Annotated in this window: 17 protein-coding genes; 8 read left to right on the top strand and 9 right to left on the bottom strand. The window is 68.6% G+C overall.

Going from position 1 to position 16,187, the window contains the following annotated elements:
- Positions 1–93 precede the first annotated feature (93 nt).
- The 3 genes from FZN60_RS04845 to FZN60_RS04835 all read left to right on the top strand — a co-directional run bounded on the left by FZN60_RS04845 (position 94) and on the right by FZN60_RS04835 (position 3,446).
- Complete coding sequence (locus tag FZN60_RS04845) at positions 94–1,194, top strand: ABC transporter substrate-binding protein (RefSeq protein ID WP_158871656.1); 1,101 nt, start codon at positions 94–96, stop codon at positions 1,192–1,194.
- A 73-nt stretch (positions 1,195–1,267) separates the two neighbouring features.
- Positions 1,268–2,575 (top strand): ABC transporter permease, encoded by a 1,308-nt coding sequence (locus tag FZN60_RS04840; protein WP_158871654.1) that lies wholly within the window; start codon positions 1,268–1,270, stop codon positions 2,573–2,575.
- A 19-nt stretch (positions 2,576–2,594) separates the two neighbouring features.
- On the top strand, positions 2,595–3,446 hold the full coding sequence (locus FZN60_RS04835) for an ABC transporter permease (RefSeq protein ID WP_158871652.1): 852 nt from the start codon (positions 2,595–2,597) through the stop codon (positions 3,444–3,446).
- 10 nt (positions 3,447–3,456) lie between these two features.
- On the opposite strand, the gene FZN60_RS04830 is transcribed toward FZN60_RS04835, so the two are convergent.
- The 6 genes from FZN60_RS04830 to FZN60_RS04805 all read right to left on the bottom strand — a co-directional run bounded on the left by FZN60_RS04830 (position 3,457) and on the right by FZN60_RS04805 (position 12,557).
- Positions 3,457–5,058 (bottom strand): ABC transporter substrate-binding protein, encoded by a 1,602-nt coding sequence (locus FZN60_RS04830; protein WP_158871650.1) that lies wholly within the window; start codon positions 5,056–5,058, stop codon positions 3,457–3,459.
- Positions 5,058–7,427, bottom strand: a complete 2,370-nt coding sequence (locus FZN60_RS04825; protein WP_158871648.1) for a sensor histidine kinase — start codon at positions 7,425–7,427, stop codon at positions 5,058–5,060. Before FZN60_RS04825 ends, FZN60_RS04830 begins: the two co-directional genes overlap by 1 nt.
- A 186-nt stretch (positions 7,428–7,613) precedes the next feature.
- Positions 7,614–8,345: a response regulator gene (locus FZN60_RS04820; RefSeq protein ID WP_158871646.1), complete on the bottom strand. Its 732-nt coding sequence runs from the start codon at positions 8,343–8,345 to the stop codon at positions 7,614–7,616.
- A complete protein-coding gene (locus tag FZN60_RS04815; protein WP_246726593.1) occupies positions 8,342–9,994 on the bottom strand; it encodes a sensor histidine kinase in 1,653 nt (550 codons plus the stop codon). Before FZN60_RS04815 ends, FZN60_RS04820 begins: the two co-directional genes overlap by 4 nt.
- Positions 9,995–10,193: 199 nt before the next feature.
- Positions 10,194–10,475, bottom strand: a complete 282-nt coding sequence (locus tag FZN60_RS04810; RefSeq protein WP_158871642.1) for a hypothetical protein — start codon at positions 10,473–10,475, stop codon at positions 10,194–10,196.
- Between the two features lie 180 nt (positions 10,476–10,655).
- Positions 10,656–12,557 (bottom strand): ABC-F family ATP-binding cassette domain-containing protein, encoded by a 1,902-nt coding sequence (locus tag FZN60_RS04805; RefSeq protein WP_158871640.1) that lies wholly within the window; start codon positions 12,555–12,557, stop codon positions 10,656–10,658.
- A gap of 108 nt (positions 12,558–12,665) precedes the next feature.
- On the opposite strand from FZN60_RS04805, the gene FZN60_RS04800 reads away from it, so the two are divergent.
- Positions 12,666–12,887: a type II toxin-antitoxin system VapB family antitoxin gene (locus tag FZN60_RS04800; protein ID WP_158871638.1), complete on the top strand. Its 222-nt coding sequence runs from the start codon at positions 12,666–12,668 to the stop codon at positions 12,885–12,887.
- Positions 12,884–13,276, top strand: a complete 393-nt coding sequence (gene vapC, locus FZN60_RS04795; protein WP_158871636.1) for a type II toxin-antitoxin system VapC family toxin — start codon at positions 12,884–12,886, stop codon at positions 13,274–13,276. Before FZN60_RS04800 ends, vapC begins: the two co-directional genes overlap by 4 nt.
- Here the strand turns inward: vapC and FZN60_RS04790 are convergent.
- Positions 13,267–13,794 carry a DinB family protein gene (locus FZN60_RS04790; protein WP_158871634.1) on the bottom strand — a complete coding sequence of 176 codons (528 nt, stop codon included), beginning with the start codon at positions 13,792–13,794 and terminating at the stop codon, positions 13,267–13,269. The two genes, vapC and FZN60_RS04790, sit on opposite strands and share 10 nt — an antisense overlap.
- Before the next feature lie 86 nt (positions 13,795–13,880).
- Here FZN60_RS04790 and FZN60_RS04785 point away from each other — a divergent pair, with 86 nt between their 5' ends.
- From FZN60_RS04785 to FZN60_RS04775, 3 genes are all read left to right on the top strand, one after another.
- Positions 13,881–14,495 carry a LysE family translocator gene (locus tag FZN60_RS04785; protein ID WP_158871632.1) on the top strand — a complete coding sequence of 205 codons (615 nt, stop codon included), beginning with the start codon at positions 13,881–13,883 and terminating at the stop codon, positions 14,493–14,495.
- Between the two features lie 87 nt (positions 14,496–14,582).
- Positions 14,583–15,005, top strand: a complete 423-nt coding sequence (gene ndk / locus FZN60_RS04780; RefSeq protein ID WP_158871630.1) for a nucleoside-diphosphate kinase — start codon at positions 14,583–14,585, stop codon at positions 15,003–15,005.
- A 157-nt stretch (positions 15,006–15,162) separates the two neighbouring features.
- Positions 15,163–15,429: a hypothetical protein gene (locus FZN60_RS04775; RefSeq protein ID WP_158871628.1), complete on the top strand. Its 267-nt coding sequence runs from the start codon at positions 15,163–15,165 to the stop codon at positions 15,427–15,429.
- A 4-nt stretch (positions 15,430–15,433) separates the two neighbouring features.
- Here the strand turns inward: FZN60_RS04775 and FZN60_RS04770 are convergent, their stop codons facing one another.
- Positions 15,434–15,907 (bottom strand): molybdenum cofactor biosynthesis protein MoaE, encoded by a 474-nt coding sequence (locus FZN60_RS04770; protein ID WP_158871889.1) that lies wholly within the window; start codon positions 15,905–15,907, stop codon positions 15,434–15,436.
- Positions 15,904–16,155, bottom strand: coding sequence for a molybdopterin converting factor subunit 1 (gene moaD / locus FZN60_RS04765; RefSeq protein WP_158871626.1), 252 nt, complete (start codon positions 16,153–16,155; stop codon positions 15,904–15,906). Before moaD ends, FZN60_RS04770 begins: the two co-directional genes overlap by 4 nt.
- Positions 16,156–16,187 lie beyond the last annotated feature (32 nt).

Below are 16,187 nucleotides of genomic sequence, written 5' to 3'. Positions count from 1 at the left end.
GCGCGGCGCGAGGCCGGGCCGAGCGGGCGAGACAAGGGGCCGAGGGGGCCTCCTGATCAACGAACATCGGGTTTGACCAAGGAGCGCATCGAAATGAGACTGTTGAAAAGTCTGGCTCTGGCCTCGGCCGCGTCGGTTGTCGCCATCGCGGGCGCGGCGATCGCGCAGGACAAGCAGCCCCTGACCATCGTGTCCTGGGGCGGCGCCTATTCCATGTCGCAGCAGAAGGCCTACAGCGAGCCCTACACGGCCAAGACCGGCATCAAGATCCTCAACGAGGACAAGTCGAACGAGGCACTGGCCGGCGTGCGCTCGCAGGTCGAGGCGGGCCAGGTGACCTGGGACATCGTCGACATGCTGCAGTCGGACGCTCAGCGCGCCTGCGAGGAGGGCCTCCTCCAGAAGATCAATCCGGACGAGTGGCTCGCCCCCGCGCCGGACGGGACCCCCGCCAGCCAGGACTTCATCGAGGGCACGCTCGGCGAGTGCTTCATCCCGCAGATCCTCTACGCCACGCTCTTCGCCTACGACACGCGCGACTTCCCGAACGGCGGCCCGCAGACGATCGCGGACATCTGGGACGTCCAGAAGTTCCCCGGCACGCGCGCCCTCGAGAACATCCCGCAGAAGAACCTCGAATGGGCACTGATCGCCGACGGCGTGCCGGCCGAGGAGGTCTACACGGTGCTCGCCACCGAAGAGGGCCAGGACCGCGCCTTCAAGAAGCTCGACGAGCTGAAGCCCAACATCATCTGGTGGACGCAGGGCGCGCAGCCGCCGCAGCTCCTCGCCGACGGCGAGGCGGCGATCGCCACCGCCTATAACGGCCGCATCTTCTCGGCCCAGGTCGACGAGAAGCAGCCCTTCAAGATCATGTGGGATCGCCAGATGTTCGAGGTCGACGGCTGGACGATCCCGGCCGGCGTCAAGAACGAGGCGGGCGTGAAGGACTACATCTTCTTCGCCACCGATACGCAGCGCCTCGCCGACCAGTCGAAGTACATCGCCTACGCGCCGGCCCGCAAATCCTCGATCCCGCTCGTGGGCAAGCACGAGGCGACCGGCGAGGAGATGCTGCCGCACATGCCGACGCAGGAGGACAACTTCAAGACGGCGGTGCGCTTCGACACCGACTTCTGGGCGACCTACGGCGACGCCCTGGAGGAGCGCTGGAACGCCTGGGTCAACTCCTGACCTTCAACCGACCAGACCGGGGCGGCTCGCCGCCCCGGTTCGTCTTCGTCCGTGACGACTTGAGGATCGGCTGATGACCGATACGGCCATGAGCGGCCCCGCTTCCTTCGCCGACGCCGGCCGCGTCCGGGATCCGAGCGCCGCGCCGCTGACCACGGCCGACGGCCTGCCGCTCAAGGCGGCCCTGCGGCGGTCTCAGCGACGGCTGCGCCTCCAGGCGGTGCTTCTCGTCCTGCCGCTGCTTCTCTTCATCTTCGTCACCTTCGCGATCCCCATCGCCATGATGATGTCGCGCTCCGTGCAGAACCCGGAAGTGTCCGAGTTCCCGCCCGAGACGGCGGCCGTGATCGACGACTGGGACGGCGAGGGCCTGCCGGGCGAGGAGGTTTTCGCGGCCATGGCGCGCGACCTCGCGACGGGGCAGGAGAACAACACAGTCGGGCGCGTCACCGCCCGCATCAACCGCGAGATTCCGGGCGCGCGCGGCTTCATGCTGGGCACGGCGCGCGAGGCGGCGACGCTGCAGCCGCCCTACAAGGAAGCGATGCTGGCGGCCAACAAGGGCTGGGGCAACGAGCGCTACTGGCGCCTCCTCAAGCGCGAGACCCGCTCGATCACGCCGGCCTACTACCTTCTCGCGCTCGACTACGAGTACGACTCCAACGGCGCGATCGTGAAGCGGCCGGCGAACTACCAGGTCTATCAGCCGCTGTTCCTGCGCACGGCCTGGATGAGCCTCGTCATCACCGGCCTCACCATCCTTCTCGGCTATCCCGTCGCCTATCTCCTGGCGAGCCTGCCGCTGCGCACGTCCAACCTCCTGATGATCCTGGTGCTGCTGCCCTTCTGGACCTCGCTCCTGGTGCGAACGTCGGCCTGGATCGTGCTCCTCCAGCAGCAGGGCGTGATCAACGACCTTCTCGTCTTCTCCGGGCTCCTCGGCGACGGCTCGCGCCTGAGGATGATCTACAATCAGACCGGCACGATCGTGGCGATGACGCACGTCCTCCTGCCCTTCATGATCCTGCCGCTCTACTCCGTGATGAAGACGATCTCGCCGTCCTACATGCGGGCCGCTCGCTCGCTCGGGGCGAGCAACTTCCGGGCCTTCGTGACGGTCTACCTGCCGATGACGATCCCCGGCATCGCGGCCGGCACGCTTCTCGTCTTCATCCTGGCGGTCGGCTACTACATCACGCCCGCGCTGGTCGGCGGCGACAGCGGCATCTTCATCTCCAACCTGATCGCCGAGAACATGCGCGGCACCGGTGCGCAGGTGCGCCTGGCGGCGGCCCTGTCGACGCTGCTGCTCGTCGGGGTGCTCCTCTTCTACTGGCTGTTCAACAAGATCGTCGGCGTCGACCGGCTGAAGTTCGGCTGAGCCGAGGGAGACGAGATCCATGTCGCTGCCCGCCTATGCCGGCCCCGGCGAACGCGCCTGGTACTACGGCTTCCGCTTCATCTGCGCGCTGATCTTCCTGTTCCTGATCTTTCCGATCGTGGTGATCGTGCCGCTGTCGTTCAACGCGCTGCCCTACTTCACCTTCACCGAGGCGATGCTCTCGCTGGATCCGGCCGGCTACTCGCTGCGCTGGTACAACGCGCTGCTCGGCAGCGAGCCCTGGATGTCCTCCATCCGCAACTCGCTGTTCATCGCGACCTCCTCCTCGATCATCGCGACCTTTCTGGGAACGCTCGCGGCGCTCGGCCTGTCGCGTCCGCAGATGCCGGCGCGCGGGCTCATCACCGCGATCCTGATCTCGCCGATGATCGTGCCGCTGATCATCACCGCGGCGGCGCTGTTCGCGTTCTACGCGCGCTTCCAGCTCGGCAACTCGTTCTTCGCCATCATCATGTCGCACGTCGTTCTCGGCGCGCCCTTCGTGGTGATCACGGTGACCGCGGCGCTGTCGAACTTCGACCAGAGCCTGATCCGCGCCTCGCAGAGCCTCGGCGCCGACGGCGTCACGACCTTTCGCAAGGTGATCGTGCCGCTGCTCCTGCCCGGCATCATCGCGGGCGGGCTCTTCGCCTTCATCACCTCACTGGACGAGGTGGTGGTCGTGTCCTTCCTGTCGGGCCCGGCGCAGACGCCGATGACGGTGCGCATGTTCTCCGGCCTTCGCGAGGAGATCAGCCCGACCATCCTGGCGCTCGCCACGATCCTCGTCGCGCTGTCGATCCTGCTCCTGACGGTGATGGAGCTCATCCGCCGCCGCGGCGAGAAGATGCGGGGCATGTCCCCCGGCTGAACCCGGCCCGTCAGTTCCCGCCGAGGAGGTCGACCCGCGAGAAGTCGTGATAGCCGCGCGGGTCGATGGTGAAGTTCGCCACCTCCTTGCGGATGGCGACGAGAAACAGCGAATGCGCGATCGGCACCCAGGGCGCCTCGTCGTGGAAGATGCGCTGGGCCTGCTTGTAGAGAAACGTCCGGCGCTCCTGGTCGGGAATGGACTTGGCCTCGGTCACCAGCGCGTCGAAGCGCTTGTCGCACCAGCGGGCGATGTTGTTGCCGCCCACGCGCGCCGCCGTGCAGCTGAGAAGGGTCGACATGAAGTTGTCGGGATCGGCCGTGTCGCCCGTCCAGCCATAGAGCGCGGCGTCGGGCTCGCCCTGCATCAGGCTCTCGCGATAGGTGTTCCAGTCCTGCGTCTTCAGATCGACGCGCACGCCGAGCGTTTCGAGATCGTCGGCGATCATCGAGGCGATGCGCTTGGAATCCGGGCTGTAGGGCCGCGAGATCGGGATGTACCAGAGGTCCGCCGAGACGCCGCCGGTGAGGCCCGCCTCCTCGAACAAGCGCCGGGCCGCCGCCGGATCGTAGGGATAGGGCTGGATCTCGTCGTCATAGCCCCAGAGCGTCGGCGGCATCGGGTTCTTGGCGGCCGTCGCCATGCCGGAGAACACGGCCTGGATGATCGCGTCCTTGTCGATCGCGTAGTTCAGCGCGCGGCGCACGCGCACGTCGTCGAAGGGCGGGCGCGAGGTGTTGAGGGCGAGATAGCCGACGTTGAAGCCGTTCTCCTTCAGCAGCCGCAGGCGCGGGTCGGCTTCGATCTGCGCCGCGTCGGCGGGGCTTGGAAAGGCCGAAACGTGGCACTCGCCCGACTTCAGCTTGGTGAGCCGGGCGGCGGGCGTCGGCGTGATGGAGAAGACGAGCGTGTCGATCGCCGGACGGCCGCGCCAATGCCCCTCGAAGGCGCGGAAGCGCACCGCGACCTCCGGCATGTAGCTGTCGAGCCGGAAGGGTCCGGTGCCGATGGGCTGGGTGTCGACGCGGCCCGGCGTGCCGGCCTTCATCATCGCCGCCGCGTATTCCGCCGACATGATGCTGTTGAAGGGCAGAGCGAGGTCGGCGAGGAAGGGGGCCTCGGGCCGCGTCAGGCGGATGCGCACCGTTCGCTCGTCCGGCGCCTCGATCGACTCCAGGAGCTCGCCCATCCCGATGTCGGTAAAATAGTCGAAGCGGCTGTTGCCGACGGAATGGAAGGGATGGTCGGGCTTCCACTGGCGCTCCAGCGAGAAGACGACGTCCTCGGAGGTGAGCGGCCGGGTCGGGGCGAAGGCGTCGTTGGACTGGAACTGGACGTTGTCGCGGAGCCTGAAGGTGTAGGTGCGGCCGTCCTCCGAGATCGTCCAGCTCTCGGCGAGCGCGGGCTCGAGCTGCGTCGTGCCCGGCTTGAACTCGACGAGGTAGTCGAACATCGGGCGGCCGGCATCGATGCCGGTGGCGCTGGTGACGAGCTGGGGGTTCAGCGATTCCGGATTGCCCTCGGAGCAGAAGACGAGGGTTTTCGCCGCCGCGACCGGCGCGCCCGCCAGGAGAAGGGCGGCGGAGAGGGCCGCGAGGATCGGTCGGCGCATCAGGCGGCCTCGTCGAATGGCGGCTGCGGTTCCGGCGCCTCGGTCGGCAGGTCGATCACGAAGCGGGTGCCGCGGCCGGGCTGCGAATCCACCTCGATCGTGCCGCCGAGCGTGGCGGTGACGAGGTTGAAGACGATGTGGAGCCCGAGGCCCGTCGAGCCCGAACCGCGCCCGGTGGTGAAGAAGGGGTCGAAGATGCGCGGCCGGTCCCTCGGCGGGATGCCGCGCCCGTTGTCGGAGAACTGCACCCGCACCCAGCCGGGCCCGCGCGAGGTGATGCGCACGGCGACCTGACCGCCTTCGCGCCCGGCGAAGGCGTGGACATAGGCGTTGGACAGGAGGTTGGTGAGCACCTGGGCGAGGGCGCCGGGATAGGAGACCATTTCCAGGCCCGGATCGCACTCGACGCTGATCTGGTGGCCGGCGCGCTTGTTCATCGGCCCGAGGCTGGTGAAGAGCTCGTCGGCGAAGGCGTCCATGCGGAAGGAGCGCCGCTCGCCGCTCGCCTGGTCGGCCGCCACCTGCTTGAAGCTCTGCACGAGGTGGGCCGAGCGTTCGAGATTGGCGTTGATGAGGCGCGCGCCCTCGTTCATGCGCTCGACGAAGCTGTCGAAGGCCTCGCGCGTCACGCGCCCGCCCGCGACCTCGTCGCGGAAGTGCCGGGCCTCCTCGCCGACGACCGTGGCCGTGGTCAGCGCGACGCCGAGCGGCGTGTTGATCTCGTGCGCGACGCCGGCGACGAGCTGTCCGAGCGAGGCGAGCTTCTCGGCCTGGATCAGCTCGGACTGCGTCTTCTTCAGCTCCTCCAGGGTCTTCTCGGTGTGCTCCTTGGCGCTGGTGAGGGCGCTCTCGCGCTTGCCCAGCTCGGCGAGGAAGTAGTTGGTGGCGCGCGCCATGAGGCCGATCTCGTCGCGCCGACCGCTGTCCACCAGGGGACCCGCATTCGGGTTGGCGGCGCGGTCGATCATGCCGCGCTCCAGGCGCTTCAGCGGCTTGGTGATCGAGCGGGCGACGAGGATGCCGCAGATCGAGGCGGCGAGAAGCGCGATCGCCGCGCCGCCGATCAGGATCAGGCGCACGCGCTCGGACACTTCGTCGGCGTCGCGCGAAAGCGAGTTGTTGAGGCTCGACACCTCGAAGATCATGATGCCGGCGGTCTCGTTCATGCGCATGAGGACGGCGTTCTGCTCGGCAAGGCGGTCCTTCATGACCACGAGCGCCTCGCGCCAAAGGTTCAGCGCGTCGAGCATCTCGGTCTGAATGAGCGGCGAGATCGGCAGGGCGGCGATCTCATCGCCGAGGTCGCGGCTGTCGCCGATCACGGTCTCGATGCCGGGGATCGAGCGGGTGGCGACGGCGCGGCTCATGGACTGGCCGAGCTTCAGCGTCTCGATGGCGATGTTCTGCGTCGCCTGCTCGGTCTCGTTGGCCTGGACCGTGTAGGCGAGGAGCTCGCCGAGCTGGTCGTGGAGGGCGCGCACGGCGGTGCCGTCGATCTTCAGGCGCCGGTCGACCCAGCCGAGAAGCGCCTCGTGGCCGCCGCCCGACAGGAAGGAGCGATAGGTGCCCCGGAAGGCCGAGGCCTCGTCGCGAAGCCCCGCGGCCTCCAGCTTCTCGGCATAGCGGTTGACCGCGTTGTCGAGCCGCACGGTCTCGAAGGTCGCGGCGCGCTCGGCGAGGAGCCCCGACGAGCCGATGGCCGCGCGCTCCAGCGCGAGGTCGGCCATGGAGGCGCGCGCCGCCTCGGCCGCGACCGTCAGGTCCTGCGCGCGGCGCAGGCTCTCGTCGCGCTCCTTGAGGGTCGTCACCACGTCCATGTTGGAGGCGTGCTGGCGCGCCCGCGCCTCGTCCGTGTAGTCGATCAGCGTCGCCAGCCGCTTGTTCATGTCGGCGACGAGCTTGTCGTTCTTCTCGGTCGCCACGCCCAGCTCGCCCATGGCCGCGCGGTAGCGCTGCAGCGAGGCCGTGGTGGAGGCGATGGCGTCCGTGGCGGCGAGCTCGTCCACCGTCTGGCCGAGCGTGTTGAGGCCCTTGTAGGCGCCGACGAAGGAGGCCTCGAAGGCCGCCATGTGGCGCCCGCGATCGGACGGCTGCGCCTCGACATAGGCGTCGCGCGAGCTCATCGCGGCGACGACGTTGCGGTAGACGGAGGACACGACAAGGGCGCCGCGGCGTCCGTCGTCGGCCTGGTTCAGAAGAAAGACCGACGCGATGCCGATGATCGTCGCGACGAGGATCGGGATGGCGCCGACAAGGAAGATGCGGTTGGCGATCGAGAGCCGCGCGACGCCCGCGGCCGTCTGCATGTCCTCGAAGAGATGGGGCAGGACAAAGGCGCGACGCCCGAACGCGGCCGGTTCAAGCCGCATCGCGACGCCTCGGCCCGAGGCATCGTTCCATTGCCTTCTTCGCTGCCGCGGGCCCTTTCGAGCCGCCCGCCCTCGTTTCCGCCATCACTCGCATTCCCGCAGAGCGCATCCGCGCCCGATCTCTTCAACCGATGGCAGAGCTTTGTTTCGTGTCGATTGCGCGGGGAGGACGGGACGGGCCGAGCCTCACCCCTCCGGCGAGAAGATGTAGCCGGCGCCGCGCACGGTCTTGATGATCGTGGGATGGGCGGGATCGGGCTCGATCTTGCGGCGGATGCGGGTGATGCGCACGTCCACCGCGCGGTCGAAGGGATCGGAATCGCGGGCGCTGGCCAGATCCAGGAGGCGCTCGCGCGAGAGCACCCGGCGCGGGTTCTCGGCGAAGGCCTTGAGGAGGCTGAACTCGCTCTGGACGAGGGTCTGCTCCTCGCCCGCCTCGTCGCGCAGCGTCTGGGCGTCGAGGTCGAGCCACTTGGTGCCGAAGCGCACCTCGCGGCGCGGATGGGCCGGCGTCGGCGCGGCGCCGTTCGTCTCGACCGCGGCGCGGCTCACCGTGCTGCGGCGGATCACCGAGCGGGCGCGCGCGAGAAGCTCGCGCAGCTCGCAGGGCTTGGCGAGATAGTCGTCGGCGCCGAGCTCCAGGCCCACGACGCGGTCGACGAGGCTGGCGGTGGCCGTCAGCATGATGACGGGCACGTCGCTCTCGGCCTTCAGGAACCGCACGATCGACAGGCCGTCCTCGCCCGGCATGTTGAGGTCGAGAACGACGAGGTCGGGCTTGCGCTCCGCGAAGGCCTCGCGGAAGGACGGGCCGCCGTCGAAGGTTTCGACGCGGTGCCCGTTCAAGCCGAGATAGTCGCCGATCATGTCGCGCGTCGGCGCCTCGTCGTCGACGACGAAAACCAGCGGCTCCGTCATGTCCTCTTCTTCTCCGATATGGGCAGTGCCAGCGCGAAGCTGGCGCCGCCGAGCGGCCCGTTCTCCAGGACGGAAACGTGTCCGCGATGAAGGTCGATGATTTTCTGAACGATGGAAAGCCCCAGGCCCGTGGAGCTTTCGCCGCCGGTCGGCTGGGCGGACAGGCGCTGGAAGCGGCCGAAGAGCCGCACGACGTCCTCGGGCTTGAGGCCCGGGCCGGAATCGGAGACCGAAAGGCGCGCCTCGCTGCCGGCCCGGTGCGCCGAGACTTCGATGCGCCCGCCGACAGGGGTGTACTTGATGGCGTTGGACAGGAGGTTGTCGATCGCCTCGGCCATGCGGTCGGGGTCGCAGCGGACCGGCAACGGCTCGCCGAGATCCACGTGGAGCGTCTGCTCCTTCGCCTCGGCGAGCGGCGTGTTCATCGACGCGGCCGCGGCGACCAGGGCCTTGAGGTCGGTCTGGCGCTCGTTGATCGAGATGTCGAGGGCGTCGGCGAGCGCGTCGGCGACCGACACGTCGACGATGCGCGTCATGCGCTGGGCGGCGGTGCGCACGTGCTCGATCTGGGTGAGGAGAGGCTTGGCGACGCGCTCGTCGACGCTCTGTGCGAGCGTCGAGAGCATCTCGGCGCGGCCGAGGACCACGGCGAGGGGGTTCTTCAGGTCGTGGGCGACGGTGCCGAGCATTTCGTTCTTGAAGGCGTTCACCCGGCGCAGAAGGGCGCTCTGCGCCTCCAGCCGCTCGTTGATCGCGGCCAGCTCGGCCGTGCGTTCGCGCACCCGGTCCTCCAGGACGACGTTGGCGTCGCGCAGCTGCTCGTGGAGGCGGGCATTGTCGAAGGCGACGGCGAGCTTGGCCGAGAAGACCGAGACGAGCGAGGACTGCATCTCGCTCATGCCGGCGCAGCCGTCGAGAACGACGAGGATCTCCGAGCCCGAGCCGGTGCGCACGTAGAGGTGCGTCAGCCCCTCCCGGTGGAGCGGCCGCCCGTGCTCGGCCGCCGCGCCGAACAGGGCGTGGAAGTCGAGCGCCTGCGTGCCGTCGTCGGCGAAGCTGCCGATGCGGGCGAGAATCGTATGATCGGCCGCGCCGTCCTCGCGGATCACGAGCATGCCGGCCGAGTCGATGCCGAGAAGGGCGTTGAGCTGGATGAGGACGCCGTGCGCGAGGGTGGCGAGCGAGCGCTCGCTGAACAGCTCCGCGGAGCTCGCGACGATCATTTCGAGGCCGACGCGGGTGTCGTCGAGCCGCTTCAGCTGCTCGTAGGAGCGCAGCGCCGAGGTGAGCGTCGTGAACAGTTTCTCGGCGGTGAGCTCGGTCTTGGCCTTGTAGTCGTTGATGTCGTAGTCGACCACGATCCGATGCTCGGGCGCCTGGCCCGGCTGCCCGGTGCGCAGGATGATGCGCACGAGCTCGTTCTTCAGATCGTTGCGGATGGACTGGGCGAGCCGGAGGCCGGCATCCTCGGTCTCCATCACGACGTCGAGGAGAACCACGGCGATGTCGTCGTGACGGCGCAGAAGGTCGAGCCCTTCGCGGGCCGAGCGGGCGCCGAGAAGCTCCATCTTCCGACCGTTCAGCGAGAAGTTCTTGAGGGCGAAGCGCGTCCCGTCGTGGACGGCCTGGTCGTCGTCGATGACGGCCAACTTCCAAGGATCGGCGTGGGCCTGCGGGCCGGGCGGTTCGGCGGCAGGAAGAAAGGAAAGAAACTCGTTCGACATCCCGGCGGCCCGTTGGCGCCGGGGACCCCCTGATCCCGATGGCGCCGTTTGCTTTTATACACTGATTAAAGCTTCACTCCAGTCGAAGGGAGCCGCCCGGAGCGTCGCCCCCGGGCGGCTCCGATCAGCCATTCCTTTGCGTCAGAGCGCCGTAATAGGCGAAGTCGATCTCGTGGACGACGCCGACCCGCGTCCGGGCTCGCCGGGGCACCAGATGGGCGCGGCTGTCCTGCGCACGGGCGAGCGGCGCCAGGCCGAGATCGCCGAGAAGATGGTCGCTCAGGCCCTCCGCGTCGCGAAGCGGGCTCCTGCGGCCGGACCGGCCGGCGGCGCGGGTCACGGCGGAAAAGAAGCGGCCGATCTGGCGCGGGCTGCGGGCGGCCGCGGCGGCGATGATGGATCGCATGGGTCGTCTCCCGAATGGTGCCCGGGGCCTCGGCCGGCGGGCGTGTCGGTAGACGGTTTAGAAACGCACCGTTTCCTCAGCGCGACACAAGACGGTTAAAAGGGTTTCGCGCTTGTTTCGCGGCGCAGGCCGGCGCGAGGGCCTCGCACCGGAGCGAAAGACGAAGCGAAAGCCGGGGCGCTACTCCGCCGCCATCGCCGCGTCGTGCTCCTCGGTGAGGGCGAGCCAGTCCTCTTCGCAGGCCCCGAGGGTCTTGGCGGCGTCCGCGCGCTGCTTGGCAAGCTCCGACGCCTTGGCCGGCTCGCGCAGGTAGATCGCGCCGTCGGCCAGCTTCTCGTCGAGGTCGACGAGCGTCTTCTGCAGCCGCGTGATCTGGATCTCGAGCTGGGAGATCTTCTTCTTCAGGGGCTTCAGCTGCTCGCGCCGCTCGGCGGCGAGGCGGCGCTGGTCGAGCTTGGAGACGGGCGCGGACTCGACCACGGCGACCGCCTCGCCCTGGTTGCCCCCGCCGGCCCGGCCGCCCGACAGGATCAGCTTCTTGTAGTCGTCGAGGTCGCCGTCGTAGCGCGACACGGTCCCGTCGCCGACGATCCACAGCCTGTCCATCGTCGCCTCGACCATGTGGCGGTCGTGGCTGATCAGGATGACGGCGCCGGGAAAGTCGTTGAGCGCGTGAACGAGACTCTCGCGCGCCTCGATGTCGAGGTGGTTCGTCGGCTCGTCCAGGATCAGGACGTTGGGCGCGTCGATCGTGGCGAGGCCCATCAGGAGGCGCGCCTTCTCGCCGCCCGAGAGCGAGTCGGCGACCGTGTCCATCTTCTGCGTCGGCAGGCCCATCTGGGCGACGCGGGCGCGCACCTTGGCCTCGGGCGCGTCCGGCATGAAGCGGCGCACGTGCTGGACGGCGGTCTCGCTCGGCCGGAGGTCGTCGATCTGGTGCTGGGCGAACATCGCGATTTTCAGGCCCGGCGCGCGGGTGATCGAGCCGGACTGGGCCTGGAGGCGCTCGGCGAGGAGCTTGGCGAAGGTCGACTTGCCGTTGCCGTTGGCGCCGAGCAGCGCGATGCGGTCGTCGGCGTCGATGCGAAGGTTGAGGCCCTTCAGGATCGAGCGCTCGGGCGTGTAGCCGACGGAGACGTTCTCCATGCGGATGATCGGCGAGGCCAGAACTTTCTCCGGGGCGGGGAAGATGAAGGGCGTCACGTGCTCCTCGACGATCGCCTGGAGCGGCTTCATCTTCTCCAAGGCTTTCAGGCGCGACTGGGCCTGCCGGGCCTTGGACGCCTTGGCGCGGAAGCGCTCGACGAAGGCCTCCATGTGCTTGCGCGCGGCCTCCTGCTTGACGATCGACTTCTGGAGGAGCTCCAGCTTCTCGGCGCGCTGGCGCTCGAAGCTGTCGTAGTCGCCGCGGTAGAAGACGAGCTTGCGCTGATCGAGGTGGATGATCGCGTTGACCGCGTTGTTGAGGACGTCGCGGTCGTGGCTGATCACGATCACGGTGTAGGGATAGCGGGCCACGAAGTTCTCGAGCCACAGCGTGCCTTCGAGGTCGAGATAGTTCGTCGGCTCGTCGAGGAGCAAGAGGTCCGGACGCGAGAAGAGGACCGCCGCGAGCGCGACGCGCATGCGCCAGCCGCCGGAGAAGGAGGCGACGGGCCTTTGCTGCGCAGCCGCGTCGAAGCCGAGGCCGTCGAGGATGGCGCTGGCGCGCGCTTCCGCCGAATGGCTCTCGATGTCGGCGAGGCGGGTGTGGACTTCCGCGATTCGGTGCGGATCGGTGGCGGTCTCGGCTTCGGCGAGAAGGGCGACGCGCTCTTCGTCGGCCCGCAGCACGATCTCCAGGAGCGAATCCTGCGTGCCCGGCGCTTCCTGCGCGACCTGACCGATGCGCATGTTCCGCGGGATCGACACGCCGCCGGTCTCCGAGGCGAGCTCGCCGGTGATGATGCGGAACAGCGTCGACTTGCCCGCGCCGTTGCGGCCGACGAGGCCCGCCTTCGTGCCGGCCGGCAGCGACAGCGAGGCGTGCTCGATGAGAAGGCGTCCCGCGACGCGGGCGGACAGGTCGTTGATCTGCAGCATGGCCAGGCTTTTCGCATGGCGAAGACGGGGAAGAAAGCCATAATGAATGGTTGCTCCCGCCATCCTTTCGTCACCGAGGCGGCGGCGGGTTTCAAGTGAGAGGGCGTTATGGCCGATATGACCGTAGAGATCGACGAGGGCCTGCTACGCCGGGCCTTGGAAGCGACGCGAACGGACGATGCTCGCGCGCTGATCGAGAAGGCGCTCGGCGACATGGTGAGGCAGCGCGAGGCGCAGAGGCGCTTGCGCGACCTCGCAGGCAAGATCGAGTGGGAGGGCGACCTCGACGAGATGCGGCGCGACCGCCACCAGCCTCTGGACAGGACGTGATCCTGATCGATACCTCGGCATGGATCGAGCACTTCAACGGTCGCGGCACGCCCGCCGCCGAACGCGTGCGCCGAGCGCTGGACGATGAGCAGGTGATCGTCGGCGACCTCGTTATGGTCGAGCTTCTTCAAGGTGTCAGGTTCGACAAGGAGGTCGCGCGCATTCTCGTGGACATCAAGGCTTTGCGGCGGGAAAGCCTCTGCGGCGCGGCGATCGGACTTCTCGCTGCAGCCAACTATCGAGGCCTGAGGCGGCGCGGCATCACGATCCGCAGCACGATCGACGTGATCATCGCGACGTGGTGCATCGAGAACGGCGCGGCGATTATCCACAACGACCGCGACATGGCCGTCATGGAGGCGCAGCTCGGGCTTCGGGCCTATGCCTGAACCGGCTGGCCGAGGCCGCGGCCGGTCTCGCGCTGGAAGAGGATCATGTCGAGCGACGGCGCGTCGGCGCCGAGGCCCGTCAGGGCGGCGTGGCACTGGCCGCGGTGGTGGGTCTGGTGGTTGAAGAGGTGGAAGAGGGCCGGGGCGAGGGGCTGCGTGATCTCCCGCGGATCGGTGATCGGGCGGTAGGTGAAGGGCGCGGGAAAGGCGGCTTCGGGCAGGGTCTCGATCCAGGCGCGGATGCGCTCATCCTCGGCGCGGCGGGCGGCGGAGAGCTCGCCGAACTCCTCGTGGATGATGGCGTCGAGGCGGTTCGGCGCCTCGCCCGAGCCGGTGAAACGCTTCATCCAGATGCGATCGGTGGCGAGGAGGTGGTTGAGGGTGCCCGTCAGCGAGCCGAAGAACAGGCCGCGGTTCGCGCGCCGGCTCTCGTCCGGAAGGGCCGCGGCGGCGGCGTAGAGGCGGGCGTTCGCCCACGCGTTGTAGGCCGCGAACATGGAGAAGGTTTCGTGATACATGGGCCGTCTCGTCGCATTGCCGGGCGCCGCATGGATAGCGCCGCCGCTCGGCGATCCGCAACCGTTCGACCCCCGGTGACCCGCCCATGGACCTCGCCTCGCTCCTCCTCTTCGCCGGCGTCTACTTCGCCGCGGTCGCCACGCCGGGGCCGGGCTTCGCGCTGATCGTCGCGCGCTCGCTCGCCAAGGGGCTGGACGGGCTGCCCTTCTTCATCCTCGGCTTCCTTCTGGGCGACCTGACGCTGCTCGTGCTCGCGGCGACGGGGCTCGCCTTCGTGGCGCAGACCTTCGCCGGCGCCTTTCTCGTCGTGAAGTACGCGGGCGCGGCCTACCTGCTCTATCTCGCCTGGAAGATCTGGCGCGCGCCGGCAGCGCCCCTGGAGGCGGCAGCCGATGCCGTTCCGGAAGGGCCGGGGCGTGCCTTCCTGTCGAGCTATCTCCTGACGATCGGCAATCCGAAGGTGATCGTGTTCTTCCTGTCGATCATGCCGCTCGTCGTCGACCTCCACCGCATGGGGCCGATCGCCTTCGCCGAGATGGCGGCCGTGATCGTGGTCGTCCTCGTCCCGGTGCTGACGACCGTGGCGCTGCTCGCCGACCGGGCGCGGCGCGTCTTCCGCTCGTCCACGGCGGTGCGGCGGATGCAACGCGGCACGGCCCTGACCATGGGCGGCGTCGCGGTGGCGGTCGCCGCGCGCTGACAATGGGGTCGCCCGCCTTGCCGCGGCGCACCCTCGCGGCTATAGAGCCGCGCATCCCGACACACTCTATCCAGGCAGGACGAACCGATGGCGATTGAACGCACCTTCTCGATGATCAAGCCCGACGCGACGCGTCGCAACCTCACCGGCGCGATCACGAAGATGCTCGAGGATGCCGGCCTCCAGGTCATCGCCTCGCGCCGCGTCTGGATGAGCCGCCGCGAGGCCGAGGGCTTCTACGCCGTCCACAAGGACCGCCCCTTCTTCGGCGAGCTGGTCGAGTCGATGTCCGCCGGCCCGACGGTGATCCAGGTCCTGCAGGGCGAGAACGCCATCGCCAAGAACCGCGAGATCATGGGCGCCACCAACCCGACGCAGGCCGCCGAGGGCACGATCCGCAAGACCCACGCCCTGTCGATCGGCGAGAACTCGGTGCACGGCTCCGACGCGCCTGAGACCGCGGCCGTCGAGATCGCCTACTGGTTCTCGGAGACCGAGATCGTCGGCTGAGGCCGCGTCTTTCGTCCGCATGATCGCGGCGCGGTGGCTTCCCGGCCACCGCGCCGCTTTATTTTCCGGTGACTGAAACCCGAGGCTGGTGCCTTCGTTCAAGCTGCCGGCCGTCAAGTGCGGTCGTTCTCGTTTGTTAACAAAGGCTTAATGCGGCATGGCCCAGGTCCCGACTTCCGACGTCTACGTCACCACGAACTTCCGGACGCTGGGCTGGGCGGGGGCGATCCTGTTCACGCTGGCGCCGCCGGCCTTCCTCTACGAGGTGTATCTCCTGTTCTTCACCACCGCGATGGAGGAGAACGCCTCGATCCCGCTGCTGGCGGGAATCGCGCTGATCCTGTCCTTCGCCAGCGTGCCGATGATGCTGGCCGGGCGGCGGCTGCGCTACTCGTCGCTGCCGTCGCTGGCCGGGCAGGAGTGATCGATCAGAGGACGTGACGCCAGCGGTCGACCGCGTGGTCGTCGGTGTCCTTGGACTCGACCCAGCCGCCGACCGTGCCGTCCTTGAGATGCTCGCGCTTCCAGAAGGGGGCGCGGGTCTTCATGTAGTCCATGAGGAAGTGTGCTGCCTCGAAGGCGGCGCCGCGATGAACCGAGGCGCAGGCGACGAAGACGATCGTCTCGCCGGGCGCCACGCGGCCGTAGCGGTGGACCGCGGCGACGGCGAGAAGGTCCCAGCGGCGCGCGGCTTCCGCCGCGAAGCGGGCGATCTCCGACTCGGCCATGCCGGGATAGTGCTCGAGCTCGAGCGCTTCGAGGCGCCCGCCCTCGTCGCGGCAAGTGCCCGTGAAGGTGACGAGCGCGCCGGCCGCGCCGCCGCTTTCGAGCGCGGCGATCTCGGCGGCGAGGTCGATCGGCCCGGCCTGGACGCGGACAAGCGGTTCGGCGCCCACGCTCAGCCTCCGGTCATCGGCGGGAAGAGGGCGATCTCCTTGGCGCCGGCCACCGCGTCGGAATGATCGGAGTGCTCCTTGTCGAGCGCGACGCGGATCATGTCCTGCGCCTGAAGGGCGGACTCGTAGTTCTCGCCGCGCCCGCGCAGCCAGTGGAGAAGGTCCGACACGGTCTCGATGCCGGCGGGAAGCTCCACCTCCTCCTCGGCGAGGCCGATGCGCTCGCGCACCCAGGCGAAATAGATCAGCTTCATGGGACTGGCCTCCATGCCTTCCGCGCGGAGGG

Source organism: Antarcticirhabdus aurantiaca (genome assembly GCF_009765365.1).
GTDB lineage: Bacteria > Pseudomonadota > Alphaproteobacteria > Rhizobiales > Rhizobiaceae > Antarcticirhabdus > Antarcticirhabdus aurantiaca.
Note: the sequence above shows the minus strand (reverse complement) of the source record. Positions and strands in the feature narration are given on the sequence as shown.